The organism is Methylobacterium sp. Leaf125, assembly GCF_001423085.1.
GTDB lineage: Bacteria > Pseudomonadota > Alphaproteobacteria > Rhizobiales > Beijerinckiaceae > Methylobacterium.
On record NZ_LMNU01000012.1, the window covers coordinates 430,873 to 457,476 of the forward strand.

Sequence of the window (26,604 nt, forward strand, 5' to 3'; positions counted from 1 at the left end):
GGGGATCGGGAGCCGGCAGGGGTTGATTCCCGGGCCGGGACCGGGATGCTGCGAACAGACCACGAACACCAGCGATAGAACGATCGGAGGAGCGTCCGCGATGGACCCGGACGGCGCGGGCGCGATCCGCAAGATCATCCATATCGACATGGACGCGTTCTACGCCTCGGTGGAGCAGCGCGACGACCCGGCGTTGCGGGGCCGGCCGGTGGCGGTGGGCGGATCGCGCGAGCGCGGCGTGGTGGCGGCGGCGAGCTACGAGGCGCGGGCCTTCGGTGTACGCTCGGCCATGCCCTCCGTCACCGCGCGCCGGCTCTGCCCCGACCTCGTCTTCGTCAAGCCGCGCTTCGAGGTCTACCGCTCGATCTCCGAGCAGATCCGGGCGGTCTTTGCCGAGCACACCGACCTGATCGAGCCCGTGGCCCTCGACGAGGCCTATCTCGACGTGACGGAGAACCGTCAGGGACTGCCGACCGCCACGGCGGTGGCCCGCGCGATCCGGGCCACGATCCGCGCGCAGACCGGTCTCGTGGCCTCGGCCGGCGTCTCGTACAACAAGTTCCTGGCCAAGGTCGCCTCCGACTTCCGCAAGCCCGACGCCCTCTTCGTGATCACCCCCGCCATGGGGCCGGCCTTCGTCGAGGCATTGCCGATCGGGCGTTTCCACGGCATCGGCCCGGTCACCGAGGGGCGGATGAAGGCCCTCGGCATCCTGACCGGGCGCGATCTGCGCGCCCTCAGCCTCGAGGCCCTGACGAAGCGGTTCGGTGCCTCGGCGCCCTACTATTACGGGGTGTCGCGAGGCATCGACCCGCGTCCGGTCCGGGTCAACCGGATCCGGAAATCCATCGGCGCCGAGAACACCTTCTCGGACGATTCGTCGGAGTTCGCGGTGCTCGCGGAACGGCTGGCGCCGATCCTCGACAAGGTCTGGGGTGCCGCCACCGCCAAGGAGGTCCGGGCCCGCACGGTGACGCTGAAGGTGAAGTTCGCGGATTTCGAGCAGATCACCCGGGCCCGCTCGGTGCCCGGCTTCGTCCCGGATCGCGCCGCCCTGGAAGAGACCGTTCTGTTCCTCCTGCGCGACCTGTTCCCGCTCCGGCGCAGCGTGCGCCTCCTCGGGGTCTCCCTCTCCGCCCTGGAACACGGCCCCGCCCCGGAACCGCGCCAGCTCGGCCTCGGATTGTAGAGGCGCGCCCGGTTCCCCGGCGTCAGGGACACGCCGCCGCGCCCGCGACGCGCCGGCCGCGCCGCAGAACGAGGAGGAAAGCGAGGCCGACCGCCGCCATTGCTGACCCCGCCACCGAGACCGCCGGATAGCCTCCGCCGAGGTCGATCACGAGGCCGCCGAGGGCCGCACCGATGGCGTTGCCGAGGTTGAACGCACCGATATTCAGGGCCGAGGCGAGGTTGGGCGCCTCGCTGGCCTCCGCCATCACCCGCATCTGTAGGGGCGGCACCAGGGCGAAGCTCGCGACGCCCCAGAGCAGGATGAGCGGGGCGGCGACCCAGCGCGAGTCCATCCCGACGGCGAACACCCCGAGCAGCAGGACCAGGGCTACCAGGGAGGCGATGATGGTTCCGTCCACCGTGCGGTCGGCCAGGCGTCCGCCGGCCCAGTTCCCGAGGGTCAGGCCGACGCCGTAGACCACCAGCATGGCCGTGACGAAGGAGGCGTCCGCCCCCGTCTCGATGCGCAGGATCGGGACGATGTAGGTGAAGACTGTGAACATGGCGCTCGACCCGAGGACCGTGAGCGCGAGGGCGCCGAGAACGGCCGGCCGCGCCACGACGCGCAGCTCCGCGCGGATGTCGGGGGCGTTCTCCACGGGCAGGGGCGGCAGGGCCAGCCGCAGCGAGAGCATCGCGACGGCGCCGATGCCGGCGATGCCCCAGAAGGCCGCGCGCCAGCCCAGCGCCTCCCCGACCCAGGCGGCGAGGGGCACGCCGCCGATCGTCGCGATGGTTAGGCCGGAGAACATCGCGGCCACGGCGGCCGCACGCCGCTCAGGCCGTACGAGGCTGGCGGCCACCACCGATCCAATCCCGAAGAAGGCGCCGTGGTTGAAGGCCGTGACGATCCGTGCCGCGAGCAGCATCGCGTACCCGTCGGAGAGGGCCGAAATCACGCTGCCCACCGTGAAGATGCCCATCAGGCCCACGAGAAGCGCCCGGCGCGGCACCCGCGCGAAGGCGAGGGTCATCAGCGGGGCGCCGATCAGGACGCCGAGCGCATAGGCGCTGACCAGTAGGCCGGCGGCCGGGATCGAGACGCCGAGATCGTTCGCGATCAGCGGCAGCATGCCCATCGGCGAGAATTCGGTGACGCCGATCCCGAAGGCGCCGATGCTCAGCGCCAGCAGCGCAGGATGGATTGTCATGGGGGTTGCCTCTCGGTCATTGTTCCCGACAGGCACATGATGCAGCGCGACACCGGGCGGTAGCCCCATCTCCGGACCGACATCTGTGCGTCAGGAGCACGAATGCCGCGGGACCGAATCGACCGGACGGGGGAGATGGCGGCCTTCCTCGCCATTGCGCGAGACGGCAGCCTGTCCGCGGCGGCCCGCGGGCTGGGGCTGACCGCCTCCGCCGTCAGCCGCATCGTCGCTCGCCTGGAGGCACGCCTCGGCGTGCAGCTGATCGTGCGAACCACCCGGACGCTGCGCCTTACCGCCGAGGGCGAGAGCTATGCCCGTGCCGCGCGCCGCATCCTCGCCGATATCACCGAGAGCGAGAGCGCAATCGCCGATCAGGCCTCCCCCCGCGGTCGGGTCCGGATCAGCACCGCCTCCGCCCATGGGCGTCTGGTGATCGTGCCGTTGCTGGCGGAATTCGTGACGCGCCATCCCGGCATCAGCGTCGACATCGACCTCAGCGACCAGGTCGCCGACATCCTCGGCGGACGCGCTGATGTGGCGATCCGCTTCGGAACTTTACCGGACAGCCCGCTCACCGCGCGCCGCCTCGGCGACACGGGCCGGACGGTCGTGGCCTCGCCCGCCTATCTGGCGCGGGTCGGAACACCGGACATCCCCGCCGACCTCGCCCGACACAACTGCCTCGACTTCAACTTCCGCCGCGCCGAGCCCGGGTGGCCGTTCCGGGAGGAGGGACGCGATTACCTCCTGGCGGTCTCCGGCTCCATGTCCGCCAACAACGGCGAGACGCTGGTCCAACTCGCCCTCGGCGGCATGGGCATCACCCGTGTCGGGCGCTTCCACATCGCCGATGAACTGGCGAGCGGGCGCCTCGTGCCGCTGCTGGAGCGCTACAATCCGCAGGACCGCGAGGCCATCCATGCGGTCTTCATCGGCGGCCCGTCGATGCCGACGCGCGTCCGGGTGCTGATCGACTTCCTGGCGGAAGCGCTGCGCTCGCCGAGGGAATCACCGCCGCCCGACACTCTCAGCCCAAACGAAAGGGGCGCCACCCTTTCGGATAGCGCCCCCCTCGGATCAGCCGGTCCCGCGGGCGGGACCCGCGATCTCCCTTAGTTGAAGGGATCGATCTCGGCGGACTCGTAGCTCGTCACTTCCATGCCGACGCAGATTTCCTGGACGATGGGGGCAGACCACTTCATGACGTCTCTCCTGGTTGGTTTGGGATTGTGAAAGCCGAACCCGAACGGGTTCGATCCGCCTTCCGACTAAACGCGTGCCTCGAAGGGCAGCGGCTTAGTTGAAGGGATCGATCTCGGCGGACTCGTAGCTGGTGACTTCCATGCCGACGCAGATTTCCTGGACGACGGGGGCGGACCACTTCATGGGAAACTCCTTCGTGTTCGACACCCTCGATATGCCGTTGTGTTGGGCACAATACAAGCGGGCGCTACACTTATATTTCTCATAGGATCTGGGAGAAATTTCCGGTCCCGCGCCGGAGGGCCCCGGGGATGCCGGGCCGGGCCGCGGAAAGCAGAGATATGATGCCGTTGCCTCTCGCGTGCGCGGCGGACCGCGAGGGCTCGCGACCGGGCGGGGCGGCAGCGGCGCCACGGCCGCGGGGGAAAGATCCGGCCGATGCCGGTTTCGGCTTGACGCCCCGGGGAGGGGAGGCGCACTGACGCGCCGCCGAACGGGCCTGCGCGGTAGTCCCGACTCACCACGTGGTGCGCGCTTCGGCTCCCTCTCGACGATACCGATGCCCAGCGACAATCCAGACCGATCGCCCGCGCCGTGCGCGGCCGCCTCCGCTTCCCTCGCCTGACGCCCCGCTGACCGGGCTCGGGCGGCTCGGCGCGGGACGGCCCGTCACGGCCGGATCGCGCGCCCTGCGAGGTGAGCCCATGAACGAGATCGCTTCCTTCCCGACCGGCATCGATCCGGCGGTGCTCGCCGCCCGCCTGTCGGACGAGCGCGCGCCCGACATCGTCGAGGCGCTCAACGACGAGGCCCCGGAGGTCGCCGCCGCCATCCTGCTCGGCCTGCCCGTGGAGCGGGCGATCGAGGTGCTCGACCAGCCCGAACTCGACTGCGCCGCCGACATCATCGAGATGCTGCCGCGCGATCGGGTCGCCTCCTACCTGTCCGGCATGTCCGCCGACCGCATCACCGACCTCTTCCGGGAGATCGAGGAGCCGGGCCGCTCGGATCTGCGCGCCCGTCTCGACGCGGAGACCCGGGGCGCCGTCGACCGGCTCAGCACCTACGGCGAGGAGACCGTCGGCTCGCTGATGACGACGGAGTTCGTCGCCGTGCCGGGCAACTGGACGGTGCAGCAGACCCTCGATCACGTCCGCCAGGTCGAGAAGACCCGCGAGACCATCTATGCGATCTTCGTCCTCGACCCGCGCACCCGGGCCCTGACCAAGGCGGTGCCCCTGCGCCGGCTGATCTCGGGCAATCCGGGCGACAACGTGCTCTCGGTGGCGCCGAACCGCCGGCCGCTGGCGGTCTCGCCCACGGCCAGCCGCGAGGAAGCCGCCCGCCTGATCTCGCGCTACGACCTCCTGGCACTCCCCGTCATCGACGCGGTCGGCCACGTGATCGGCATCGTCACGGTCGACGACATGATCGACGCGATGGTCGAGAAGCAGACCCAAGACGTGCAGCGCTTCGGCGGCATGGAGGCCCTGCCCGAGCCCTACATGGACATCGGCTTCGGCACCATGATCCGGAAGCGGGCCGGCTGGCTCTGCGCCCTGTTCCTCGGCGAGATGATGACGGCCACCGCCATGCAGGGCTTCGAGGGCGAGCTCGAGAAGGCCATCGTGCTGACCCTGTTCATCCCGCTGATCATGAGCTCGGGCGGCAATTCCGGCAGCCAGGCCACCTCGCTGCTCATCCGCGCCCTGGCCCTGCACGAGGTGCGCCTGCGCGACTGGTGGCGGGTGGCCCTGCGCGAGTTGCCCACCGGCCTCGTCCTCGGCATGATTCTCGGGGTGATCGGCATCGTCCGCATCGTGGTCTGGCAGAAGACCGGCCTGTACGATTACGGCGAGCACTGGATGCTGGTGGCGGCCACCGTGGGAGCGGCCCTCGTCGGTATCGTCACCTTCGGCTCGCTCACGGGATCGATGCTGCCCTTTCTGCTGCAGCGCCTCGGCTTCGACCCCGCCACGGCCTCGGCCCCGTTCGTCGCCACCCTCGTCGACGTCACGGGCCTCGTGATCTACTTCTCGGTGGCGATGCTGATCCTGCGCGGGACGCTGCTGTAGGCGGCCTCAGGCCCGGGGCCGGAGGCTGAGGTCGCTGAGCACGGAGGTGGCAAGGCGGTCCGGCCCGATCTCGTTGGCGGAGTAGCCGACGAGGGCGGCGAGACTTTCGCGGGCCCGCCAGACCCGGCTCTTCACCGTGCCGATCTTGCAGCCCATCACCGTGGCGGCCTCGTCGTAGGTCATGTTGTCGATGGCCACCAGGGTCAGGGCCTGGCGCAGGGTCGTGGAGAGCCGCCCGATGGCGGCGTTGACGTCCTCCAGATCGAGGACGGCGCCCTGGGCCGGCAGGGTCACCAGCTGGGCCGCATAGCTGCCGTCGCTGTCCTCGACCTCGTGCACGCGCTTGCGCTGGCCGGAATAGAACGTGTTGCGCATGATGATGGTCAGCCAGCCGCACACGTTGGTGCCGGGCGTGAAGCTCTCGCGGTACATCCAGGCCCGCAGCATCGTGTCCTGAACCAGATCGTCGGCCCGGGCGGCGTCGCGGGTCAGGGAGAGCGCGTACTTGCGCAGGCCCGCCGCATGGTCCTGGAGCCCTTGCCGGACCTCCGCCGTGAGGGTCTCGCCCCGGGCGGCCAGCACCGCCTCGAGGCGTGCGAGCAGGACGGCGAAGCGGTCGGGCTGGTCATCATCGAGGGAGGCGTAGGTCTCGCGCAGGTGCTGCCCGAGGGTCCGACGGATCGACGCCGTCAGGGGCGGGGCGTTCTCGGGAACGAGGCGGGTCGGTGCATCGGATCCAGATTGCGATGTCATCCAGTATCTTCTCATTCGGCCGGGAGGGGCATAGGCCCCATCCCCGTGGGTCCGAGAGAGTGTGCAAAACGAGGAACTCACTCGCATCAACACAGGTTAATGGGAAGACATTCAAAGGTTTCTGCACGAAATCGTACGCTCAAGCTTAGATTCAGCCTGAAAACCGCAAAGTTTTTCTGTCGAGATACATTATAGAAATACGCAAAGAGCCCGCCACGGCTATTGCCGGGCGGGCCGAGTCCAGGGAGGAACGCATGATGCGTACACCTTCAACCCGGCAGGAGAGCGAGTGTTCACTGACGCGTGAGCGCGAGATGGCGACGTCACAGCACCATCGACCGTGGCCTGACGCGACACGGCCGTCCGGGTGATGTCGTCGCAGCGAGGGTCGGCTGGGATCGACCCCTGGGGTCAGGCGCCTTCGATCAGGCGGAGATACTCGGCCTCGGGCACGCCGTAGCTGTCCCCCGCGACGCCCAGAAGTCCGGTGCGGTCGAGAACTCCGATCCGCCCGCGACGCGCCTTGATCAGGCGGTTGCCCTCCAGGAGCTGCAGGGCGAGTGTCACGGTGGTGCGCTGAACGCCCAGCATGAATGACAGGAAGTCATGCGTGACCGTCAGTTCGTCGCCGATGACCCGGTCGTGGCACATGAGCAGCCAGCGTGCGAGCCGGACCTCGATGTTGTAGCTCGCATTGGCGAAGGCGGTCTGCGCCGTCTGAACCAGTAGGGTCTGGACGAACCGCAGCAGCAGGTTGCGCAGCGCGAGGCTCTCCTCGGTGGCAGCCAGCAGCGCAGCGGCGTCGATGGCCAGCATCTCGCCCGCGTTCTGGACGAAGTGGTCGTAGGGCGTGCGGTCACTCCCCAGGAGCACCGGTGCGGCCCCCACGACCCCTTCGGGCCCAATGATACCGACCTCGACCTTGCTCGTTCCGGACGTCGTGATCGACGCGTAGCCGGCCTCCGGGAAGTAGAGATCCTGGATCGGGCGATGTGGATAGATCAGACCCTGACGCAACTCCGTCGGCATCGAGCGCAGATGCGGTTGAAGCAAAAGGTAATCGCTTGGCGAGAGCCGTCTGAGCAAGCGGTTACGAACGGCAGATTGCTCTAGCAGCGACACGGCCCTGTCCCTTGGGGCAAGAGCACAAATAGTCTCTCACGGACCCATACTCAGGAATATATACAAGCGATTTCTCGACTATCTGTACGATGCGAGACAAAGGCAAGCCCGAGAGGAGATCTGTCGGGTAGTCGACATTCCCCGAATGTCGGCCACCACACCAAGAGCGCAGAGCCCTGTCCGAGCTGGCTTTTTAGGATTTATTAACGCTGCGGATCGGGGAATATCGCGACCGGCCGCGTGTCTTGCGGTGGCGGTACGCGGGTCGACGGCGCGCCATCGATGCCCCTGCGGTCGCATCTCGGCAGGACCACGCGCAGGCGGAGCAGCCCGGAATCGGTTGGAGGAGGGGCAGGACGCCGTGACGGGTTGGGTGAACGCTGGGCCTCGGGATCGGGCGCGTCGACGAGCGCCGGAGCATCGGCAATGAGTGCGTCGGGCGCGGGTCCGGGGCTGCCCCGCCGCTTAGCCTTGCGCGATGACGACGCTGTGACGGCCCCTCTGATCCGGAAGCTGGAGCGCTTCGGGGCCGTGTCGGCCGAGGATCGGGGAATCCTGACGCGCCTCTGCGTCCCCGGCGATCCCGTCGGACCGCGCACGGAGATCGCGCGCGAGGGTGAGCCTCCCGACGGCGTCTTCGTCCTCGTCGAAGGCATGGCCTGCCGCTACAAGCTGCGCGCCGACGGAACCCGACAGATCCTCGCCTATCTCGTACCGGGCGATTTCTGCGACCTCGATATCGGCCTGCTCGACCGCCGGGACCATGCGATCGCCAGCCTCTCGGCCTGTCGCATCGCGCGCATGGATCCTGCGTCCCTCGGGGACCTCGTCAGCCAGCAGCCCCGTCTGGTCACGACCCTGCGGCGGGCGAACCTAGTGGACGATGCGACTCTGCGCGAGTGGCTCGTAAATCTCGGCTCCCGCTCCGCGATCGAGCGGATCGCCCACCTGTTCCTGGAGTTGCTGATGCGCCTGCGCGCCGTCGGACTGGCCCGGGGCGACGGCTACGACCTTCCGGTGTCCCAGCTCGACCTGGCCGATACGACCGGCCTCTCGACCGTACACGTCAACCGCACGCTTCAGGAGCTGAAGCGGCAGGGCCTGATCGAGCTGCGCTCGCGCATTCTGATGATCCGGAACGTCCAGCGTCTGACGAGCCTCGCCGGCTTCGATCCCCGCTACCTGTCGCTGAGTTCCACGATGCTCCGCTAGGGTGCGATCCAGCCACGGATCGCGGCGACACCCCTCCCAGCTGCAGCGCCAGGGGGTGTCACCTCGACCCTGCCGCCGCGCGACGCGCCCTCCGAACGGTTCACCCGGGGCCTGCGCCCCCAGGATTTCCAGGCCGAGCCGATCGCCGTGAGCCCGGGACTGCGACCGGTGCAGCCGGTCGGTGTCCGATCCGAGCCGACCTCCCATGGGTGACGACGCTTCACCGCGCAGTCCGGAAAACGCGCCAACAAAAAAACCCACCTGTCCGGCGGGACGGGTGGGTTCTTTGCTTTTTCCGACCCCTCAGCGGAGGGGCATAGGCAAGCTCTAGACGATCGGACGGGCCACCGGGTGGGCCGCGCGGATCTCTTCGGGGAGAGCCTGGAAGTCGATGTAGCCGGCCTCGCGCGCCATCGCATCGAGGGCGGAGACTTCGTCGAGCGCGCTGCCGGTCCAGAGAACGGCGCCGTTCGACTGCTGACGGACCTCGAAGATGCTCATGGTTCGTTAACCCTCAACCGGGAAAGGTCTATAGTTGCTCTAACGTGACGACCGGCAAAAAGTTGCAACGGCTCGGACCCAATGGGGGCGATTTGACCGCGACTGCCACGTCGCCGCGGAGGTGCGCCATGAAATCGCCGGTCTCGCTCCGCATGGGCATGCTTTCCGTCCTCGTCGAGCGCCCTGTCATGCGACCCCCTCGGCCAGCGCCGTCCGGACAACGGTTCCGTTTCGCCCTCGCGGTGCTGGCCGGCGCCGCCGCGCTCGGCCCGGTCGCGCGCGCGGCGGAGCCGGCGGCGGTTCCGGATCCAGCCGCCCTGGCACCGGCCGTGACGGTGGCCTCGGCGGTCGCTCGCGAAGTCGTGGAATTTGCCGTGGTGACCGGCACACTCGTCCCCCGCGACGAGATCCTGGTCGCGCCCGAGATCGAGGGACTGCGCATCACCGAGCTCCTCGTGGAGGAGGGCGCCCAGGTCACGCGCGGCCAGCCCCTGGCGCGGCTCTCCCTCGAGATGATCCTGACCCAGGAAGCGGCCAACGCCGCCACCATCGCCAAGGCGCAGGCGGCCATCATCCAGGCCCGAAGCCAGATCGTGCAGGCCGAGGCGGCCCAGGTCGAGGCGAACCTTGCCCTGGAACGCACCCGTAGCCTGATCCGCACGGGCAACGCCACGGCCGTGATCCTGGAGCAGCGCGTCTCCGCCGCTCAGGGCAACGAGGGCCGGCTCGCGGCCGCCCGCGGCGGATTGCAGCTCGCCGAGGCCGATCTCGCCACCGCGCGGGCTCAGGGCGCGGAAATCGCGTTGCGGCGCGCCCGAACCGAGATCCGTGCTCCCGAAGCCGGGATCGTCAGCCGGCGGACCGCCCGCGTGGGCGCCACCGCGACCGCAATCGGCGAGCCGATGTTCCGCATGATCGCCCGCGGCGAGATCGAACTCGAGGGTGAGGTGCCGGAAGTCTGGATGCCGCGACTGCACGTCGGCGATCCGGCCCGCCTGGACTGGGACGAAGGACGGACCCTGAAGGGACGGGTGCGGCGCATCGATCCGGAGATCGACCGCACGACGCGCCTCGGGCGCATCCGCATCGGCCTCGACCCCGATCCGGGCCTGCGCATCGGCGCCTTCGCCCGCGGCAAGGTCGAAGTCGCACGCCGCACCGGCGTCGCCGTGCCCCTGTCGGCGGTGCTCTACGGCGCCGATGGCGGCGCGAGCGTCTTCATCGTCGCCGGCGACCGCGTCGAGGCTCGCCGGATCGTGCCCGGCCTCGCCGCCGACGGCGTCCTGGAGGTGCGTGCCGGCGTCAAGGCGGACGAGGTGGTGGTGGCCCGTGCCAGCAGCTTCCTGCGCGACGGCGATCGGGTGCGGCCCGTGGTTCCGCCCATCAAGGCGGCCGATGCCGCGACGCCTTCGGCGGCCGATGCCGCCCCCCGCTGATCGGACGGTCCCATGCGCCTGAACATCTCGGCCTGGGCGATCCGGAAGCCGATCCCCTCCCTCGTCCTCTTCCTGGTGCTGGTGGTCCTCGGACTGGTCAGCTTCCGCGCGCTGCCGATCACGCGCTTTCCGAACATCGACATCCCCATCGTCTCCGTCCAGGTCCTGCAATCCGGGGCCGCGCCCTCGGAGCTGCAGACCCAGGTGACCAAGGTCGTCGAGGATGCGGTGGCGGGGGTGAAGGGCGTCAAGCACGTCATCTCGACGATCTCCGAAGGCGTCTCCAGCACCACAATCGAGTTCCGCCTGGAGGTGAACAGCGACCGGGCGGTGAACGACGTCAAGGATGCCATCTCGAAGGTCCGGGTGAACCTGCCCCGCACCATCGAGGAACCGATCATCAACCGCGTCGAGATCGCGGGCCTGCCGATCATGATCTACGGCGCCTCGGCGCCCGCGATGACGCCGGAAGACCTGTCCTGGCTCATCGACGACGTCATCGCCCGGCAGGTGCAGAGCGTGAAGGGCGTCGGGGGGGTCGAGCGCCTCGGCGGCGTCGCCCGCGAGGTTCGCGTGACCCTGAAGCCCGACCGCCTGCTGGCACTCGGGATCACGGCCGCCGACGTGAACCGGCAGCTGCGCCTGACCGCCGCCGACATGGCGGGCGGGCGCGGCGAGCTCGGCGGACAGGAGCAATCCATCCGAACCCTGGCCGGGGCGGCGAGCCTCGACACCCTGGCGGAGACCTCGATCGTCGTGCCGGGCGGGCGCAAGGTCCGCCTCGACGAGCTCGCCACGCTGGTGGACGGCTCGGAGGAGCCGCGCACCTTCGCACGCTTCAACGGCGAGCCCGTGGTGGCCTTCGCGATCTCGCGCTCCACGGGTGCCAGCGACGCGGAGGTCGCCGTCGGCGTCGCCAAGCGCATCGCGGAACTCGGCGCCCGCCATCCCGGCGTCCGCTTCGACCTCATCGACACCTCGGTCACCAACACGGTGGGCAACTACCACTCGGCGATGCTGAGCTTAGTCGAGGGCGCGACCCTGGCGGTAATCGTGGTCTTCCTGTTCCTGCGCGACTGGCGTGCGACCCTGATCGCCTCGATCGCCCTGCCGCTCTCGGTGCTGCCGACCTTCTGGGTGATGAGCAGCCTCGGCTTCTCCCTGAACGCCGTCAGCCTGCTGGCGATCACGCTGGTCACCGGCATCCTCGTCGACGATGCCATCGTGGAGATCGAGAACATCGTCCGGCACATGCGCTTGGGGAAATCCCCCTACCGCGCCGCCCTGGAGGCCGCCGACGAGATCGGGCTCGCCGTCATCGCCATCACGGCGACGATCATGGCGATCTTCGCCCCCGTCTCCTTCATGAGCGGCATTGCCGGGCAGTACTTCAAGCAGTTCGGTCTCACCATCGCGGCGGCGGTGTTCATGTCGCTCCTGGTGGCGCGCCTGATCACGCCCCTGCTCGCCGCCTACTTCCTGCGCGATCACGGCCCCGATCATACCCGCGAGGGCCCGGTGATGCGGGGCTACACCCGCGTGGTCGCCTGGTCGGTGCGCCACAAGTTCATCACCCTGGTGCTCGGGCTCGTCTGCTTCGCCGGGTCGATCCTGTCCACGGGCCTGCTGCCGGCGGGCTTTCTTCCCGCGGAGGACGCCGCCCGCACGATCTTCGTGGTCGAATTGCCGCCGGGGGCCCGCCTCGCCGACACCACGCAGGTCACGGACGCTCTGGTGGAGCGCATCCGCGCCCTCCCGGAGGTGCGCAGCGTCTTCGTCGACGGCGGCCGCCAGCTGCCCGCGAAGAAGGAGGTCCGGCTCGCGACCTTCACCATCAATCTGGCGCCGAAGAACACCCGCCATCGCACCCAGAAGCAGGTGGACATCGCCATCCGGGCACTCCTGCACGACGTGCCCGACATCCGCTTCTGGGCCCTGCGCGAAGGCGGCCAGCGCGACGTGACGCTGATCGTGTCCGGCCCCGACAAGACCGTGGTGGCGGAGACCGCGGCCAAGCTCCAGCGCGAAGCCGCGGGCGTGCCGCACCTCGTCAACGTGCTCTCGACGGCCCCCCTGGACCGCACCGAGATCCGCATCCGCCCGAAGGCCGGGGTCGCGGCCGATCTCGGCGTCACGACCGACCTCATCGCCGAGACCGTCCGGGTCGGCACGATCGGCGACATCGGGGCGAATCTGGCCAAGTTCAACACCATCGATCGACAGGTGCCGATCCGGGTGCAGCTGCCCGAGCGCCTGCGCGGCGACCTCTCGCAGATCGAGACCCTCAAGGTTCCGGTCAAGGGCGGCGCGGCGGTGCCGCTCTCCACGGTGGCCGATCTCACCCTCGGCCGCGGCCCGACCGCCATCGACCGCTACGACCGGGCCATCCGCGTCGCCCTGGAGGCCGACATGGAGGGCTCGGACGCGCTGGGTGCCCTGATCAGCGCCGTCCTCGCCCTGCCCACCGCCAAGGACCTTCTGCCCGGGGTCACCATCCGCCAGACGGGCGACGCCGAGGTGATGGGGGAGGTCTTCGAGGGCTTCGCCCTCGCCATGGGTGCCGGCCTGATGATGGTGTTCGGCGTGCTGGTGCTGCTGTTCGGGAATTTCCTGCAGCCGCTGACCATCCTGTTCTCGCTGCCGCTCTCCATCGGCGGCGCGATCCTCGGCCTCCTGATCTTCAACAAGCCGATCTCGATGCCGGTGGTGATCGGCATCCTGATGCTGATGGGCGTGGTGACCAAGAACGCCATCATGCTGGTGGACTTCGCCGTGGAGGAGATGGCCCGCGGCGTCGACCGCGCCACCGCGATCATCGATGCCGGTCGCAAGCGCGCCCGCCCCATCGTGATGACCACCATCGCCATGGCGGCCGGCATGGTGCCCTCCGCCATGGCGCTCGGCATCGGCGGCGAGTTCCGCGCGCCCATGGCCATCGCGGTGATCGGAGGCCTGATCGTCTCCACCGGCCTGTCGCTGGTCTTCGTGCCGGCGATCTTCGTCCTGGTCGACGACCTGTCGCGCCTCTTCGTGCGGGTCTTCGGCCGCTTCGTCGGGCGCGTGGACGAGCCGACGGAGGGGGCGTTCGCGCTCCCGCCGACCCATTCGGCCAACGACGCGAAGCCGATCCTGCCCCCGCGCATCGCCGCCGAGTAGTCCGGCGGCAGGGGTGCGAAACGAAAAGGCCCGGACCTTCTGGTCCGGGCCTTTTCGTCAGCGCTCCCGCACTCGCGGGGAAGCTCAGCCCTCGCTGCGGGCGGCCAGGCGGCTCGCGGCGAAGCAGAGGCCGCCGGCGACGATGAAGAGCACCGCGAAGGTCTTGACGGTGGCGTAGAACAGCGTCGGCTCGATGCCCGCATCCGTGTAGAGCACGGCGCAGATGGCGGTGATCGGCAGGAGCAGCAGGAGCAGGAGGGGGGTCAGCGGGCTGTTCATCGGCGGGTCTCTCAACCTCTGTCGGACCCGGCTCACCGGTCCCTGTGGCGTTTGCTGCGCCTCTCATAGCATCGCCCCGCACCCGGCGCCAAGCTGGATCGGCTACGCTTTCCTGCGGTCGATGAGCCCGGATCAGGCGGGGATCCGCACCGTGGCGCGCAGACCCCCGAGCGGGCTGTCGTGCAGGCTGACATCGCCACCATGGGCGCGGGCGATGTCGCGGGCGATGGAGAGCCCGAGGCCGGAGCCGCCCGCATCCTGGCGCGCATCGTCGAGGCGTACGAAGGGCTTGAACACCTCCTCGCGCTGGTCGAGCGGGATGCCCGGGCCGTCGTCGTCGATGGAGACCAGGAAGGCCCTGGCCTCGCGCCGGCCCGTGATCGCGACGGTCTCGCCGTAGCGGGCCGCATTCGCCGCGAGGTTGAAGAGGCAGCGCCGCATGGCGTCGGGCCGCAGGGTCAGCTGCGGACGGTCCTCGAGCTCCACCGCCTCCACGTGGGCCCCGAGGCGCTCGACGTCGGTGCGCAGGTCCTCCAGGAGCGCGCGCATGTCGGTGGGCACCGCCACCTCGCCCGAATCACCGCGGGCGAAGGCGAGGTAGGCCTCCAGCATCCGGCTCATCTCGTCGACGTCGCGCTGCAGGTCCTCGACCTCGGGCGTCTGCTCGACCAGGGCGAGGGAGAGCTTGAATCGCGTGATGATGGTGCGCAGGTCGTGGCTGACCCCGTTGAGCATCGTCGTGCGCTGCTCCATCGCCCGCTCGATGCGCCGCTTCATCTCGATGAAGGCATGGCCGGCCTGGCGCACCTCGCGAGCCCCGCGGGGCCGGAACTCGATCTCCCGGCCCTTGCCGAAGCTCTCGGCCACGGCGGCCAGCCGCAGGATCGGCTTGATCTGGTTGCGCAGGAACAGGATCGCGACGCCGAGCAGCACCAGGGACGAGCCGCTCATCCAGAGCAGGAAGATGTGCGAGTTCGAGGCGTAGGCCATGCTGCGCCGCGCGGTGACGCGCATGACGCCATCGGGAATCGCGACCCGGATCTCGATCAGGCTGGAGCGGCCGACGGTGTCGATCCAGTAGGGCCGGCGGATCTGGCGTCGGATCTCCTCGGACAGGGCCTCGTCCAGGATCGAGAAGAACGGCCGCGGACCGGCCGGGGGGAGCTTGGCCCCCTTCAGGATGTCGACGTCGAGGTTGAGCCGGTCGTTGGCGATCCGGGTCAGGGTCTCGGAATCCTTGTCCTGCGGGTAGCTCTCGTAGATGTCGATCAGCGCGGCGACGTCGGCGGTGACGGCGGAGGACAGGCGGCGCGTCACGAGCTGCCAGTGGCGCTCCATGAAGGTGTAGGCGATCACCGACTGGAGCAGCACCACCGGCGCGATGATGATGATCAGCGATCGCGCATAGAGGCCCTTGGGCAGGACGTCGCCGATGGCGCGGCTGACGATCCGCCACATCCGCCCGGGCCGGGGCAGGGCGGCGAGGCGGGTCGCCGTGCGCTGGAGGAGGCCGGTGGCGGCCATGGGCTCAATCGACCGCGAGGCGGTAACCGACGCCCCGCACCGTCTGCAGGAACAGCGGATTGGCCGGATCGACCTCGGTCTTGCGGCGCAGGCGGTTGATCTGCACGTCGATGCTGCGCTCGGCGGCGAGGCCGCCGCTCCCGGCCAGGGCCTCGCGCTCCACGTTGCCGCCGGCGGCCTGGGCCAGGATGGTGAGGATCTCGCGCTCGCGCTCGGTGATCCGGATCAGCTCGTCCTCGCGGCGCAATTCACCCCGGTCGATCCGGTAGGCGAAGGGGCCGAAGGTCACGGTGTCGTGGCTCTGGGCGCGCCCGCCGGCCTCGTCGCGCCGCTTGATGATGTTCGACAGGCGCAGGATCAGCTCGCGCGGCTCGAAGGGCTTCGGCAGGTAGTCGTCGGCGCCGATCTCCAGGCCCATGACCCGGTCGTTGGGGTTCGAGCGGGCAGTCAGCATCAGGATCGGCACGCGCGAGCTCTGGCGGACCTCGCGGGCATAATCGAAGCCGCTCTCGCCCGGCATCATCACGTCGAGCACGAGGGCATCGAAGACGAAGCACTGCGCCTTGGTGCGGGCCTCCGGCACGTTTCCGGCGGCGGTGACGCGAAAGCCCTGCTCGTAGAGGAAGCGGGACAACAGCTCCCGCACCCGCCGATCGTCATCGACCACCAGGATGTGCGGCGCGTGATCGGGAAGCTCGGCGGTCGGGCGCGTCCCGGGCGTGGCCATCAGGCGGCCTTCCGGGCGCGCCGGGACATCAGGCGCTGCACGGCCGCGCGCGCATCCGGCTCGATCATGCCGAAGAGAAAGCTCTCGGCGGAGAGGGGAGCCTCGCCGCCGCGCTCCGACGCCGCGAGAGCGCGGGCCACCCGCCGGCTCTGGACCCGCATGAGGTCGCCGGCGAGGTCCGCCCCGGCCGCGGTGCAGAACAACAGCCGCTGGCGCCGGTCGCTGGTGCCGGTCTTCTGCGCGATGTAGCCCTGCTCGATCAAATCTTTCAGCACCCGGTTGAGGCTCTGCTTGGTGATGCGCAGGATATCCAGGAGTTCGGCGATCGTGAGACCTGGATAGCGGTCGACGAAGTGCAGCACCCGGTGGTGGGCCCGGCCGAACCCGTACTGGGCCAGGATACGGTCGGGGTCCCCGACGAAATCCCGGTAGGCGAAGAACAGGAGCTCGATGAGGTCGTCGCCGGAGCCGGAGGACGACCGCGGCGCCTCGGCGTCGGCATCTCGCATCGCGTGGGCAGTCACGTCTCGGGAGACCTCGATTTACGTCAGCGATGTTGACATGTTCCAGCCCCGACGCGACCCGTCAAGCCTGCGACTTCGCTAACGGGTGACGGCAGCGCTAGCCCTGTTTCCCGCCCGACTCGGGTGATCACCGGGATCGCCTTCGCCTTCGTCTTCAGGCCGCGCCGACCCTTGAGACATTTGACCACGGGATGACCGGCTTTTGCCGGCGCACGCACAGGAACCGGCTCCCAGGCCCCGCGTTCACTAGAACATTTCGTGAACCGAAGGATCCCAACATGGCCGGTACCCAGGCGAGCAAGTCCCAGACCTCCAAGTCGGAAACTTCCAAGTCCCAAACCTCCAAGGCGGACGAGAACCCCAAGACCGATCCGAAAGACGTGTCGAACCAGATCAAGGATCCGAGCGAATGGACCACCGGCGGCGAGCCGATGACCGGCGCGCAGGCTTCCTACCTCAAAACCTTGTCCGAAGAGGCGAAGGATCCCGAGGCGTTCGATCCCGAGCTCGATAAGGCCGAGGCATCTCAGCGGATCGACGCCCTGCGCAAGGAATCAGGCAAGGCCTGACCGCCGCGTCGGAAGCCGCCAAGGTAGTCTGGCGGCTTCCAAGAATTGGAACGAAGGGAACCGTCGGGCCGGGGTCTGCCACGCCCAGCCTGACGGTTTCGGCGTGCCTTGGACTTCGACGATCCGTTTAAGTCCTCCGCAAGGAAACTCGGCTAGCGTTCCCGACGATCGACGTCCGCGAAAGATATCCTGGGGCCATGACCGAACTGGATCTCGAACATGCCGGGGTTCGGCGGAAATCTCCGACGCGGCACGATCTTCAGATCCTGACCCGCCGCTTCTGCAAGGATACGTCCGGCTCGACGGCCCTCGAATACGGCTTGATCATGGCCCTGGTCTTCCTGGCGATCGTGACCGCGATGCGGTTCTTCGCCGATCAGACGAATGCCATGTACAACTACATCGGTGCCGCCCTGACCCGGTCATCCTGAGATCGGATCTGCGAGCAGACCACGCATCTGGTGAACCATCCAGCGGATTCGACTTACTCCCTCGTAAGTCGGACGGCCAAGTGCTTCGCGCGCCGAGCGACCCCGATCGCGGACCCAAAGTGGGATGCAGGACTGAAACCCCACGGCTGTGAAGATCGCGGGCGCGAGCGCTCCGAAGGTCAGGAGAGCGAACGCTCCCCGCGCTGCACGGCCTTCGGGTGAGCGGCATGCCGTACCGGGCCCACTTTCCCGGGACCGCCATCGCGCCCTCGCTGTCATCGAACTGCGCCGACACGCCACGCGGCGACCGGCGGCTCCGGTCGGTCCAGCCACCGGGTGACATCCGGGCGCGCAGATTCTCCATCCAACTCTCCGTCTCGGGTCTGGCCACGGACGAGCGCCGGTGCCTTGGCTCTGCCATCCGCAGCCGCGTTCCTGCCCTTGGTGCAGCCGAGACCGAACCATTCCGAGGCCGCGAACCCGTCCGCGCAAAAAAGTTCCGCGACCGCGTGTGAAGTTTCGCATGCCGTCCCACAGACTCGTCGAAAGCAGCGGACTTCAAGAAAACAAACTTTCCGCCGGTTACCGCCTCCGGCCTCAGCATTGCTCGTTCTGCGAGTTTCTAGATTTCACGATAGTCAGAACAGATATTTTTCTTCAGACTTATAATATTATATTAAAATGAATATCGAATTTGTGATGTCGCAACGTTAAGTCAAACGCCGCAAGATCTACAGACGCCGCCACAGTCCAAGTCCTACATGGAGCCTGAAAATGTCCTCTGGTCCCACTCCGTCGATCACCTACAAAAGCTTCGTCGAGCTGCGGCCTTCTCCGGACGGATTCTTGGTCGGCAACGTCATGTCCGATGCGCCGGGCTACACGCTGAAGGAAACCGCCAGCACAGGAGCAGGCGACAATCTCGGGGTGTTCGGCGATACGCCGAATGAACCCATCTCCGTGACGTCGCCCGACGGGTCACCCTTCGGCTCAGGCCTCGCCTACTATGGCAAGACCGACTCCAATGGCAGCGTCGTGCGCTTTCCCACGACGGGCGACAAAGCCGGCAGCTACGTCTACATCCTCTTCACCGACCAAGACTACCAGTACAACGATGTCGTCCCGAACGCGTCTGTGAGTCAGACGGCCCTCGTCCTCTGCTTCGGTTCGGGCACGCACATCCTGACGACGCGGGGCGAAGTCACCGTCGAGGACCTGCGGGTCGGCGACCGCGCCATCACCGCCTCCGGCCAGCACCGCACCATTACCTGGACCGGCCATCGCCACCTCGGAGCGGAGCGGCCGCTGCCCGCCGATCAGGCGCCCGTCCGCGTCCGGGCCGGCGCCTTCGGCCACGGCCTGCCCAAGCGCGACCTCCTCCTCTCCCCCGGGCATCCCGTTCTCGTCGGCGCCGATGCCGAGGCCCAGGGCGGCGCACTCGTGCCGGTCATGAACCTGGTCAACGGAACTACCATCGCCCGCACCAGACTGGAGAGCGTCACCTACTGGCATGTCGAGCTCGACGCCCACGACATCCTCCTCGCCGAGGGCCTGCCCGCCGAGAGCTTCCTGGACTTCGGCTGCCGCCCCTTCTTCGAGGAGGCCTCGGATCACAGCCTGCACAATCCCGACTTCGTGCCGCCGGGGCTGGCGGCCCGCTGCCGACCCGTGGCGCTCGATGGTCCCCTCGTCGAGGCCGAGCGGGCCCGCCTCGCCGCCGTCTTCGCCCAGACCCTCGCCGAGGACTGCGCTGTCCGACGTCAGCACCTGTGGGACAGAATGAGGGTCTTCCCGAACGGAGGATGGCTGGTTCATCGTAGCCCCTGAGGAGCGAAGATGAAGCAGACATCCGGACCGGCCAAGAAGCCGGCGGAAGCTGTGATCAAGGACATCCGCCGGGCCACACCTGTCCGACGTCAGCACCTGTGGGACAGAATGAGGGTCTTCCCGAACGGAGGATGGCTGGTTCATCGTAGCCCCTGAGGAGCGAAGATGAAGCAGACATCCGGACCGGCCAAGAAGCCGGCAGAAGCTGTGATCAAGGACATCCGCCGGGCCACACGTCGGCAGTTCTCGTCCGAGGAGAAGATCCGCGTGGTGCTGGAAGGCTTGCGTGGCGAGGACAGCATCGCCGAGCTGTGCCGGCGCGAGGGGATCGCCGCCTCGATGTACTACGGCTGGTCGAAGGAATTCCTGGAGGCTGGCAAGAAGCGCCTGTCCGGCGACACGGCGCGTGCGGCAACGACGGACGAGGTGCGGGATCTGCGCCGCGAGACGGGGGCGCTCAAAGAGGTCGTGGCTGATCTCGTGCTGGAGAATCGCCTGCTCAAAAAAAGTATGAGCGGGGCTGGGGGCGACGAGGCATGAGGTACCCGGCCCCCGAGAAGCTGGAGATCATCCGGCTCGTCGAGCAATCCCACCTGCCGGTGCGTGCCACCCTGGACAAGCTCGGCATCACGCGCTCGACGTTTTACCGCTGGTACGACGCCTACCAGCGCGGCGGCCCAGAGGCATTGAAGGACCATCCTTCGCAGCCGAGCCGGGTCTGGAACCGCCTGCCTGCGGAGATCCGCGAGCAGATCGTTGCCCTGGCCTTGGAGCAGCCTGAACTCAGTCCGCGTGAGCTGGCGGTGCGCTTCACCGACGAACGGCGCTACTTCGTCTCGGAAGCGACCGTCTACCGGTTACTCAAATCTCAGGACCTGATCACAAGCCCGGCCTATATCGTCATCAAGGCCGCCGACGAGTTCCGCGATAAGACCACCGCGCCCAACCAGCTTTGGCAGACGGACTTCACCTACCTGAAGGTCGTCGGCTGGGGCTGGTACTACCTGTCGACGGTCCTGGACGACTTCTCACGCTACATCGTCGCCTGGAAGCTGTGCACGACGATGCAGGCCAGCGACGTCACCGCCACGCTCGACCTGGCGCTGGGTGCAGCTGGGCTCGATCAGGCGCGGGTGATGCAGCGGCCACGCCTGCTCTCCGACAACGGGCCGAGCTACGTCGCCAGCGACCTGGCCGACTGGCTCGCCAGCCGAGGCATGACCCACATCCGCGGTGCGCCATGCCATCCTCAAACGCAGGGCAAGATCGAGCGTTGGCATCAGACGCTCAAGAACCGCATCCTGCTCGAACACGCCTACGTGCCCGGCGAGCTGGAGATGCAGGTTGCCGACTTCGTCGACCACTACAACCATGCCCGAGCCCATGAGAGCCTGAGCAACCTCACGCCCGCTGACGTCTACTTCGGACGCGGCGAAGGAATCCTGGCCGAGCGGGAACGCATCAAGCGCCAGACCCTGATGGATCGCCGCTTGCGCCATCACGCGCAGGCTGCCTAACCTCTCACCCCAGATGGACCAGAGCCTCCGCTCCTGAACACCGCTGAATGTCCCAAATCATCTGACGACGGACANCGCTTGCGCCATCACGCGCAGGCTGCCTAACCTCTCACCCCAGATGGACCAGAGCCTCCGCTCCTGAACACCGCTGAATGTCCCAAATCATCTGACGACGGACAAATGGCGCCGCTGTCCCCGACGGAGCGGCGGAGTGCGGCGGACGCGATGGCCGCCTTGCTGTTGATGGAGCTGGGGGCGAGGGAAACCGACCTCCTCGCCTCGGGCGGGAAGACCCTAGCCGACCTGGGACTGCAAGGGCGGCTGGAAGCGGCATGCCGAGAGGCCGTCGGCAGGCCGCTGGACCGGATGGGCTCGCATCCGACGCTGGCCGCATCGGAATTGTCCATCACCGCGGTGGCGGCGGAATGAGACGGTGAGCCATTCTGTCGTCCCGGAGATCCTCGCCAAGATAGAGCCATGGCTGGCGGGCTGCATCGAGTCATGGCAGGCACAGCCCGTCGAGGGACGTGAGCCAACCTTGCCGGCGACCCGGGACGGCAAGGTGAACGTGCGCGGTGTCGCCCGGGCCCTCGGCCTGAAGCCGAGCCAGGAGCAACACCTGTTCCGCCACGCCGAGCTCCGGGCGGCGCTGGACGCGGTGGCCATCGAACAAGGCATCAAGCCTGTCGGCACGCGGCCGGAAGCAGACGAGATGGACAAGGCCGTCGCCGGACGTCTGAGGCAGGTCCAGGCCCGCGGCAACGAATTGTCCAAGGTCGTCGCCGAGCAGGCCGCCACCATCGAGCGGCAGCGACGCGAGATCCGGGGATACCGCGCTCAGTTGGGCCTGCTCGAAGCAACCGGTCAGTTGCTCCGGACCGAGCCCTTGAAATGATGGAAATCGTCGTCGAGTCGATCGTCTCAGACCGCCATTTCGGAGTGATCTTCTCGGCGACGATCCTTTCGGAAACGCATGCCGACCACGGTCGGCGTGTCCGGGTGCGTATCTCTAAGGGCGGCATCGACCGCGTGCCCATCCCCGGCGAGCGATGGCTCGTTGACGGCGAGGTCGTAGGCACGAGACATGGCCCGCAGGTCGAGGCGACGTCCGCACGTCACCTCCTGCCGACCGGACGGCTTGTACGGGACTTCCTCGCGTCGCACGCACCCGGCATCGGCCAGGAACGCGCCGCGCGTCTCTGGTCGGCGTTTGGGGAAAAGCTGACCGACGTGCTGGCCGACGAGGGCGCCGTTCATCAAATCGCGGAAGTCGTTGCGCCGGACCGTCCCATGCTCGCCCTCAGGCTGGCCGCCGCCGCGATATCGTCCTGGATGGATGCGCGGTCCGAGGCGGCGGCTCTGGCGCGGTTCGACGGACACGGCGTCACGAACCTCGCGGCGGCCCGCCGCGCCATTCGCATCCTGGGGGATGACACCGTCGAAAGGCTGACGGCGAACCCGTACGTGCTCGTACCGCTGCTACCGTGGCCCGTCGTCGACGGTATCGGCCTGCGGGTAGCTGCGGGGAGCCTGTCGCCGACCGAGGAGGTCCGGCGACAGGTGGGCGCCGCCGACGAGGCCGTGAAGCGCGCTCTAGGCAATGGGGACACGATGTTGCCGGAAGCCGATTTTCGGAAGGTCGTCCGTACCTTGCTCAAGGCCGGCTCGCCCGCTTCGGTCGACGCGGCCGTGACGGCTGCCCTGAGGAACGGTGCCGTAGTCCCGGCGGTCGAGGGGTTCCGGGCGCCGGGAGCGGCTCTCATGGAGGACGGTATCGTCGAGCGACTGCGCGAGCTGATGCGCCTTGGCCCAGTCGGGCCGGTCCGTCCGCCGTCCCCGAGCCGGCTGGCCGAGCTTGTGGCAGACGTAACGTCGGAGAGTTATCCGCTGCACCCGCAGCAGGCTGACGCAGTCATGCAGGTCCTGTCGCGGCCGGTGGCCTGCCTGACCGGCGGCGGTGGGACCGGCAAGACCTACACCTGCAAGGTGGTGTGCGACGCGTGGGAACGAATGGGCGGCGAGGTGCTGGCTTGCGCGTTGGCCGGCAAGGCGGCCCTGCGACTGTCCCGATCGACCCGCCGCCTTGCCAGGACGCTCGCACGCACGCTGGGCGAGCTGGACGAGGGCGAAAGGCTTGATGCCGTCCTCGACGACCCCGGCACCGACGAGGAAGTGCGGGCAGCGGCGCTGAGGAAGCGTATCGACCTGGCGTGCCTCACGCCCAGGACGCTGATCCTGGTCGATGAGGCATCCATGGTTGACGTGGCGACGATGTACGGGATCGTGCGCCGCATGCCGGACGGAGCGCGGCTCCTGCTGGTGGGTGACCCGGCCCAACTGCCGCCAGTCGGGTTCGGTCTCGTATTCCATCGTCTCGTGACAGACGATGCCCTCACCTCCCGCCTCATGCATGTCCATCGCCAAGCGGCGGCGACGGGCATTCCAGCCGCCGTCGCCGCCGTCCGCGGCAGGCGAATGCCGGAGTTCGTTGAATATGCCGGTGTCGGGGATGGCGTTTCGTTCATCGAGGCCGACGAGGACGCGCTGGCCGGCGAGGTGCGACGCGTGGCGGCCGAGCTCGGTATTTTGGAGGGCGGCGCCATCGTCGTCACCGCAACGAACGGCGGGAACGCGGGGGTGCACGCGTTGAACGAATCCCTTCACGAGCGACACGTCGCGTCGACGGGGGCCTTCCCGATGCGCGGCTTGCTGGGCAGGTTCTTCTCCGCCGGATCGCCCGTGATCTTCGGTCGTAACGACTACAGGCTCGGGCTTTTCAACGGCTTGCTCGGGAGGGTGGTACGAACGTTCCCCGACGAGATGGCGGTGTCTGTCCATTTTGAGGACGAAGCGGAGCCTCGCCTGCTGGCAGCCGAGCACATCGTCGACCTGGACCTCGCGTACGCGGTGACCTGCCACAAGTGCCAGGGCAGCTCGGCGCCACGGGTCGTGGTCCCGGTGTATCCCAGCCGCGTCGTCGACCCGTCTTGGCTATACACGGCCCTGACCCGCGGCGAGCGACAGGTGGTCATCGTGGGCGACCCGGAGCATTTCTCGGACGCATTGGAGAAGCAGTTCGCGGCGGACCTGCGACGGGTGGGCCTTCGGTGGTCCGGGGAGGCGGCATGACACCCGAGGTGAAGGACGCGCTCGCCGTCGTAGACGCGCGCTTGGTAGAGTTGAAGGCGGCTGCGACGAACGACCAGGTCCGCGTCAAGCTCGGGAACTTGCACGAGGTCTGCCGTGTGCTGGTCGTCGATGCAGCGCAGCGGCCGACGGTGCCGGAGGTGGTCCGTCGCTACGCCGCCCGTTTCGTCGCCCGGGAGCAAAGCCTGGCGGAGCAATCGCTGAGGAACAAGCGCGGCGGCGCCAACCCATACGCGATGCTGTACGAGGCGTGGGTGGGAGCGGCCGAGTTCGTCCTCGCGCCCAGTCGGAGGCGAAGCCAGCTGCACGTACCCGGCGAGATGCTTTCGACCGACGACGTCGCTGGCATCGACGACGTGCCGCTCCGTCACCAGGTCGGCCTAATGCTGGCGCAGAACCGCAGCTTCAAGGCGCAGCTCGACATCCTCAAGGACGTCCGAAATGCCCCGTTCCTACGGATCGAGGGGACAACGGAGGGCGGGGTAGCGCTCCGTCAGTCCTTGCCGTTGGCCAGCCACCTGACGCTCACGGAGACCGAGGTCGAGGCATTGAAGGACTTCATCGACGAGCGGCGCATGAGGGCCAGAGGCCTTCGAGATGAGGAGGATGGGTCCGTGTGGACTATGGACGGTCGACGGCTTTCAGACCCGGGCTTCTTGGAGGCTCTCGACAAGATCGTTCGCAGCTACGACCGCTGACGTCAGGGTGTCACCCGAGGATAGCCCAACTACATTTTTGGTAATCGCGATGAGTAGTGGCTCGGCCTGCGAAGTCAGGTTCAACCCTGCAATCAAGGACCTAGCGACCTTGCGGCGACAGGAGCCGAATAGATCTCACAATGCAAGAGAGGCGCTCTGTTATTACACAGTATTGGCGCGCCTACGGGGAGTCGAACCCCGCTCTGATCCTTGAAAGGGACCTGTCCTAACCGATAGACGATAGGCGCGTTAGTTGCCGTAGCGAGTTTTTACGTTCGCATAGCCCAGTGGTCAACTGCCCGTTTGAACCCGGAAACATCTTTCGATGAGAGGCCTTGGTAGGCCTACCAGCCCTAACCTCTTGCACCTACACACCTGGTAGGATGGTAGGGGTATAAAGACGTCCTAGACCGCTAGACGAAGGGCGCCGCTGCGGTGAGCGGTTCTATATGCGGCTTCGGGCGCGGGGGCAACGGGGGAATCGCCGCGGGTTTGCGGCTTGACGAATGCGGCCCCGGCCGGTTTGTCGGGGAGACACGCGGACCGCCCCCTGAGGCGGCCGGAGAGCGGACCTGACTGCATGACCACGCGACGCGACGGCCCGCCGGGGCCGAGGACGACCAAGCCCGGCTTCTCGCGGGGTCCCTTCCGGCGGGGACCGCCGCAGAACCAGCGGGGCGCGGCGAGCGTCGCGGCGGCCTCCGGCGACCACGTCGTCCTCTACGGCTGGCACCCGGTGGCCCAGGCCCTGGCCAACGCGGGCCGCAAGCTGCACCGGCTGCTCGCCACCGAGAACGCGATGATCCGGCTCACCGAGGAGATCGGGACCCTGCGGATCGATCCCGAGCTGGTGCGCCCCAGCGCCATCAACGCGCTGCTCGGCCCCGATGCCGTGCACCAGGGCCTCTACCTCGAGGCCGACCCGCTGCCGGGGCCGGACCTCGACGAGCTCGGCGACGACGTGCTGCTCCTCGCCCTCGACCAGATCACCGATCCGCACAATGTCGGCGCCATCGTGCGCACCGCCGCCGCCTTCGGGGTGGCGGGCATCATCACCACCGCGCGGCACTCGCCCAACGCCACCGGCGTGCTGGCGAAATCCGCCTCCGGCGGGCTGGAACACGTGCCCCTGATCGTGGTCCGCAACCTGTCGGACGCCCTGGTCGACCTCGGCAAGCGCGGCTTCACCCGGATCGGCCTCGATTCCGACGCCGAGACCGCCCTGGACAGCATCGGCCCGAAGCGCCCGGCCGTGATCGTGCTCGGGGCCGAGGGCAAGGGCCTGCGCCAGCGCACCCGCGAGAATTGCGACGTGCTGGCCCGCATCCCGTTCAGCGGCGAGATCCGCAGCATCAACGTCTCGAACGCCGCGGCCATCACGCTCTACGCCCTCAGTCCCCGCGGCTGAAGCGCGCCCTCACGGCGGCGGCCGATCCGGCGACCGGTGAAGCGCTTCGATGGGTCCGGTCGGAACGCCCCCCTCTGCCCACAGGGGGAGGGGGGGCGCCGGAAGTGGAGGCCG

Annotated in this window: 25 protein-coding genes and 1 tRNA gene; 15 read left to right on the forward strand and 11 right to left on the reverse strand. The window is 68.2% G+C overall.

The features are described from left to right. Window positions 1–100 precede the first annotated feature (100 nt). A complete protein-coding gene (gene dinB / locus ASF58_RS13115; protein WP_055952686.1) occupies window positions 101–1,189 on the forward strand; it encodes a DNA polymerase IV in 1,089 nt (362 codons plus the stop codon). A 22-nt stretch (window positions 1,190–1,211) separates the two neighbouring features. On the opposite strand, the gene ASF58_RS13120 is transcribed toward dinB, so the two are convergent. After that, window positions 1,212–2,381, reverse strand: coding sequence for an MFS transporter (locus tag ASF58_RS13120; protein WP_055952689.1), 1,170 nt, complete (start codon window positions 2,379–2,381; stop codon window positions 1,212–1,214). Window positions 2,382–2,483: 102 nt separating this feature from the next. Here ASF58_RS13120 and ASF58_RS13125 point away from each other — a divergent pair, with 102 nt between their 5' ends. After that, on the forward strand, window positions 2,484–3,497 hold the full coding sequence (locus ASF58_RS13125) for a LysR family transcriptional regulator (RefSeq protein ID WP_082513044.1): 1,014 nt from the start codon (window positions 2,484–2,486) through the stop codon (window positions 3,495–3,497). Here ASF58_RS13125 and pqqA (ASF58_RS13130) read toward each other — a convergent pair. Both pqqA (ASF58_RS13130) and pqqA (ASF58_RS13135) read right to left on the reverse strand, forming a co-directional pair. After that, a complete protein-coding gene (gene pqqA, locus ASF58_RS13130) occupies window positions 3,494–3,583 on the reverse strand; it encodes a pyrroloquinoline quinone precursor peptide PqqA (protein WP_055952690.1) in 90 nt (29 codons plus the stop codon). The two genes, ASF58_RS13125 and pqqA (ASF58_RS13130), sit on opposite strands and share 4 nt — an antisense overlap. 94 nt (window positions 3,584–3,677) lie before the next feature. Continuing rightward, entirely contained in the window at window positions 3,678–3,767 is a 90-nt protein-coding gene (pqqA, locus tag ASF58_RS13135; protein WP_055952695.1) for a pyrroloquinoline quinone precursor peptide PqqA, read from the reverse strand. A gap of 521 nt (window positions 3,768–4,288) precedes the next feature. Here pqqA (ASF58_RS13135) and mgtE point away from each other — a divergent pair. Then, window positions 4,289–5,659 (forward strand): magnesium transporter, encoded by a 1,371-nt coding sequence (mgtE, locus tag ASF58_RS13140; protein WP_055952700.1) that lies wholly within the window; start codon window positions 4,289–4,291, stop codon window positions 5,657–5,659. Window positions 5,660–5,665: 6 nt separating this feature from the next. On the opposite strand, the gene ASF58_RS13145 is transcribed toward mgtE, so the two are convergent. Together ASF58_RS13145 and ASF58_RS13150 are read right to left on the reverse strand one after the other, a co-directional pair. Next, the gene (locus ASF58_RS13145; protein WP_055952703.1) at window positions 5,666–6,412 is read right to left on the reverse strand and encodes a sigma-70 family RNA polymerase sigma factor; all 747 of its coding nucleotides are present in this window, start codon (window positions 6,410–6,412) and stop codon (window positions 5,666–5,668) included. A gap of 411 nt (window positions 6,413–6,823) precedes the next feature. Beyond that, window positions 6,824–7,534, reverse strand: a complete 711-nt coding sequence (locus ASF58_RS13150; protein WP_055952706.1) for a Crp/Fnr family transcriptional regulator — start codon at window positions 7,532–7,534, stop codon at window positions 6,824–6,826. Window positions 7,535–8,023: 489 nt separating this feature from the next. On the opposite strand from ASF58_RS13150, the gene ASF58_RS13155 reads away from it, so the two are divergent. After that, the gene (locus ASF58_RS13155; protein ID WP_244477311.1) at window positions 8,024–8,746 is read left to right on the forward strand and encodes a Crp/Fnr family transcriptional regulator; all 723 of its coding nucleotides are present in this window, start codon (window positions 8,024–8,026) and stop codon (window positions 8,744–8,746) included. 327 nt (window positions 8,747–9,073) lie between these two features. Here ASF58_RS13155 and ASF58_RS26690 read toward each other — a convergent pair whose 3' ends face one another. Next, a complete protein-coding gene (locus ASF58_RS26690; RefSeq protein WP_181017273.1) occupies window positions 9,074–9,247 on the reverse strand; it encodes a hypothetical protein in 174 nt (57 codons plus the stop codon). 188 nt (window positions 9,248–9,435) lie between these two features. On the opposite strand from ASF58_RS26690, the gene ASF58_RS13160 reads away from it, so the two are divergent. Together ASF58_RS13160 and ASF58_RS13165 are read left to right on the forward strand one after the other, a co-directional pair. Further along, a complete protein-coding gene (locus ASF58_RS13160) occupies window positions 9,436–10,683 on the forward strand; it encodes an efflux RND transporter periplasmic adaptor subunit (protein WP_055953759.1) in 1,248 nt (415 codons plus the stop codon). 12 nt (window positions 10,684–10,695) lie between these two features. Then, entirely contained in the window at window positions 10,696–13,839 is a 3,144-nt protein-coding gene (locus ASF58_RS13165) for an efflux RND transporter permease subunit (RefSeq protein ID WP_055952711.1), read from the forward strand. A gap of 84 nt (window positions 13,840–13,923) precedes the next feature. On the opposite strand, the gene ASF58_RS13170 is transcribed toward ASF58_RS13165, so the two are convergent. The 4 genes from ASF58_RS13170 to ASF58_RS13185 form a co-directional block, all read right to left on the reverse strand. Continuing rightward, window positions 13,924–14,118, reverse strand: a complete 195-nt coding sequence (locus tag ASF58_RS13170; RefSeq protein WP_055952714.1) for a hypothetical protein — start codon at window positions 14,116–14,118, stop codon at window positions 13,924–13,926. 132 nt (window positions 14,119–14,250) lie between these two features. After that, the gene (locus ASF58_RS13175) at window positions 14,251–15,576 is read right to left on the reverse strand and encodes an ATP-binding protein (protein ID WP_244477334.1); all 1,326 of its coding nucleotides are present in this window, start codon (window positions 15,574–15,576) and stop codon (window positions 14,251–14,253) included. A 70-nt stretch (window positions 15,577–15,646) separates the two neighbouring features. Further along, window positions 15,647–16,369 (reverse strand): response regulator, encoded by a 723-nt coding sequence (locus ASF58_RS13180; protein WP_055952719.1) that lies wholly within the window; start codon window positions 16,367–16,369, stop codon window positions 15,647–15,649. Further along, window positions 16,369–16,878, reverse strand: coding sequence for a MarR family transcriptional regulator (locus ASF58_RS13185; protein ID WP_055952723.1), 510 nt, complete (start codon window positions 16,876–16,878; stop codon window positions 16,369–16,371). Before ASF58_RS13185 ends, ASF58_RS13180 begins: the two co-directional genes overlap by 1 nt. A gap of 293 nt (window positions 16,879–17,171) precedes the next feature. Here ASF58_RS13185 and ASF58_RS13190 point away from each other — a divergent pair, with 293 nt between their 5' ends. From ASF58_RS13190 to gmtX, 8 genes are all read left to right on the forward strand, one after another. Beyond that, the gene (locus ASF58_RS13190; protein ID WP_055952726.1) at window positions 17,172–17,462 is read left to right on the forward strand and encodes a DUF3072 domain-containing protein; all 291 of its coding nucleotides are present in this window, start codon (window positions 17,172–17,174) and stop codon (window positions 17,460–17,462) included. Between the two features lie 197 nt (window positions 17,463–17,659). Then, window positions 17,660–17,893 (forward strand): Flp family type IVb pilin, encoded by a 234-nt coding sequence (locus ASF58_RS13195; RefSeq protein ID WP_055952729.1) that lies wholly within the window; start codon window positions 17,660–17,662, stop codon window positions 17,891–17,893. 774 nt (window positions 17,894–18,667) lie between these two features. Beyond that, window positions 18,668–19,720, forward strand: coding sequence for a Hint domain-containing protein (locus ASF58_RS13200; protein ID WP_082513045.1), 1,053 nt, complete (start codon window positions 18,668–18,670; stop codon window positions 19,718–19,720). A gap of 165 nt (window positions 19,721–19,885) precedes the next feature. Further along, window positions 19,886–21,237, forward strand: a protein-coding gene (locus ASF58_RS13210; protein WP_156375659.1) for an IS3 family transposase whose coding sequence is annotated in 2 segments (ribosomal slippage) — window positions 19,886–20,222 and window positions 20,222–21,237 — 1,353 coding nt in all. Because the reading frame shifts where the segments join, the coding sequence is not laid out codon by codon here. Window positions 21,238–21,462: 225 nt separating this feature from the next. Next, a complete protein-coding gene (locus ASF58_RS25835; protein ID WP_156375660.1) occupies window positions 21,463–21,666 on the forward strand; it encodes a hypothetical protein in 204 nt (67 codons plus the stop codon). 4 nt (window positions 21,667–21,670) lie between these two features. After that, window positions 21,671–22,132: a hypothetical protein gene (locus ASF58_RS13220; protein ID WP_156375661.1), complete on the forward strand. Its 462-nt coding sequence runs from the start codon at window positions 21,671–21,673 to the stop codon at window positions 22,130–22,132. Beyond that, window positions 22,129–24,366, forward strand: a complete 2,238-nt coding sequence (locus ASF58_RS13225; RefSeq protein WP_055952742.1) for an AAA family ATPase — start codon at window positions 22,129–22,131, stop codon at window positions 24,364–24,366. The genes ASF58_RS13220 and ASF58_RS13225 overlap by 4 nt, the downstream gene beginning before the upstream one ends. Beyond that, complete coding sequence (gene gmtX, locus ASF58_RS13230) at window positions 24,363–25,082, forward strand: gamma-mobile-trio protein GmtX (RefSeq protein WP_055952745.1); 720 nt, start codon at window positions 24,363–24,365, stop codon at window positions 25,080–25,082. Before ASF58_RS13225 ends, gmtX begins: the two co-directional genes overlap by 4 nt. Before the next feature lie 173 nt (window positions 25,083–25,255). Here the strand turns inward: gmtX and ASF58_RS13235 are convergent. Continuing rightward, window positions 25,256–25,330 (reverse strand) — tRNA-Glu (locus tag ASF58_RS13235). A 332-nt stretch (window positions 25,331–25,662) separates the two neighbouring features. On the opposite strand from ASF58_RS13235, the gene rlmB reads away from it, so the two are divergent. Beyond that, complete coding sequence (gene rlmB / locus ASF58_RS13240) at window positions 25,663–26,490, forward strand: 23S rRNA (guanosine(2251)-2'-O)-methyltransferase RlmB (protein ID WP_082513047.1); 828 nt, start codon at window positions 25,663–25,665, stop codon at window positions 26,488–26,490. The last annotated feature ends 114 nt before the right edge of the window (window positions 26,491–26,604 follow it).

Excerpts from the sequence above, each read along its gene's own strand:
- ASF58_RS13225 (WP_055952742.1), top strand. The coding sequence starts at position 22,129 with ATGATGGAAATCGTCGTCGAGTCGATCGTCTCAGACCGCCATTTCGGA.
- ASF58_RS26690 (WP_181017273.1), bottom strand. The coding sequence starts at position 9,247 with ATGAGCATCTTCGAGGTCCGTCAGCAGTCGAACGGCGCCGTTCTCTGG.
- pqqA (WP_055952690.1), bottom strand. The coding sequence starts at position 3,583 with ATGAAGTGGTCTGCCCCCATCGTCCAGGAAATCTGCGTCGGCATGGAA.
- pqqA (WP_055952695.1), bottom strand. The coding sequence starts at position 3,767 with ATGAAGTGGTCCGCCCCCGTCGTCCAGGAAATCTGCGTCGGCATGGAA.
- ASF58_RS13175 (WP_244477334.1), bottom strand. The coding sequence starts at position 15,576 with ATGTGGCGGATCGTCAGCCGCGCCATCGGCGACGTCCTGCCCAAGGGC.
- ASF58_RS13145 (WP_055952703.1), bottom strand. The coding sequence starts at position 6,412 with ATGACATCGCAATCTGGATCCGATGCACCGACCCGCCTCGTTCCCGAG.
- ASF58_RS13120 (WP_055952689.1), bottom strand. The coding sequence starts at position 2,381 with ATGACAATCCATCCTGCGCTGCTGGCGCTGAGCATCGGCGCCTTCGGG.
- ASF58_RS13180 (WP_055952719.1), bottom strand. The coding sequence starts at position 16,369 with ATGGCCACGCCCGGGACGCGCCCGACCGCCGAGCTTCCCGATCACGCG.
- ASF58_RS13200 (WP_082513045.1), top strand. The coding sequence starts at position 18,668 with ATGTCCTCTGGTCCCACTCCGTCGATCACCTACAAAAGCTTCGTCGAG.
- ASF58_RS13190 (WP_055952726.1), top strand. The coding sequence starts at position 17,172 with ATGGCCGGTACCCAGGCGAGCAAGTCCCAGACCTCCAAGTCGGAAACT.
- ASF58_RS25835 (WP_156375660.1), top strand. The coding sequence starts at position 21,463 with ATGGCCGCCTTGCTGTTGATGGAGCTGGGGGCGAGGGAAACCGACCTC.
- dinB (WP_055952686.1), top strand. The coding sequence starts at position 101 with ATGGACCCGGACGGCGCGGGCGCGATCCGCAAGATCATCCATATCGAC.
- ASF58_RS13125 (WP_082513044.1), top strand. The coding sequence starts at position 2,484 with ATGCCGCGGGACCGAATCGACCGGACGGGGGAGATGGCGGCCTTCCTC.
- gmtX (WP_055952745.1), top strand. The coding sequence starts at position 24,363 with ATGACACCCGAGGTGAAGGACGCGCTCGCCGTCGTAGACGCGCGCTTG.
- mgtE (WP_055952700.1), top strand. The coding sequence starts at position 4,289 with ATGAACGAGATCGCTTCCTTCCCGACCGGCATCGATCCGGCGGTGCTC.
- ASF58_RS13195 (WP_055952729.1), top strand. The coding sequence starts at position 17,660 with ATGACCGAACTGGATCTCGAACATGCCGGGGTTCGGCGGAAATCTCCG.
- ASF58_RS13185 (WP_055952723.1), bottom strand. The coding sequence starts at position 16,878 with ATGCGAGATGCCGACGCCGAGGCGCCGCGGTCGTCCTCCGGCTCCGGC.
- ASF58_RS13170 (WP_055952714.1), bottom strand. The coding sequence starts at position 14,118 with ATGAACAGCCCGCTGACCCCCCTCCTGCTCCTGCTGCTCCTGCCGATC.
- rlmB (WP_082513047.1), top strand. The coding sequence starts at position 25,663 with ATGACCACGCGACGCGACGGCCCGCCGGGGCCGAGGACGACCAAGCCC.
- ASF58_RS13160 (WP_055953759.1), top strand. The coding sequence starts at position 9,436 with ATGCGACCCCCTCGGCCAGCGCCGTCCGGACAACGGTTCCGTTTCGCC.
- ASF58_RS13165 (WP_055952711.1), top strand. The coding sequence starts at position 10,696 with ATGCGCCTGAACATCTCGGCCTGGGCGATCCGGAAGCCGATCCCCTCC.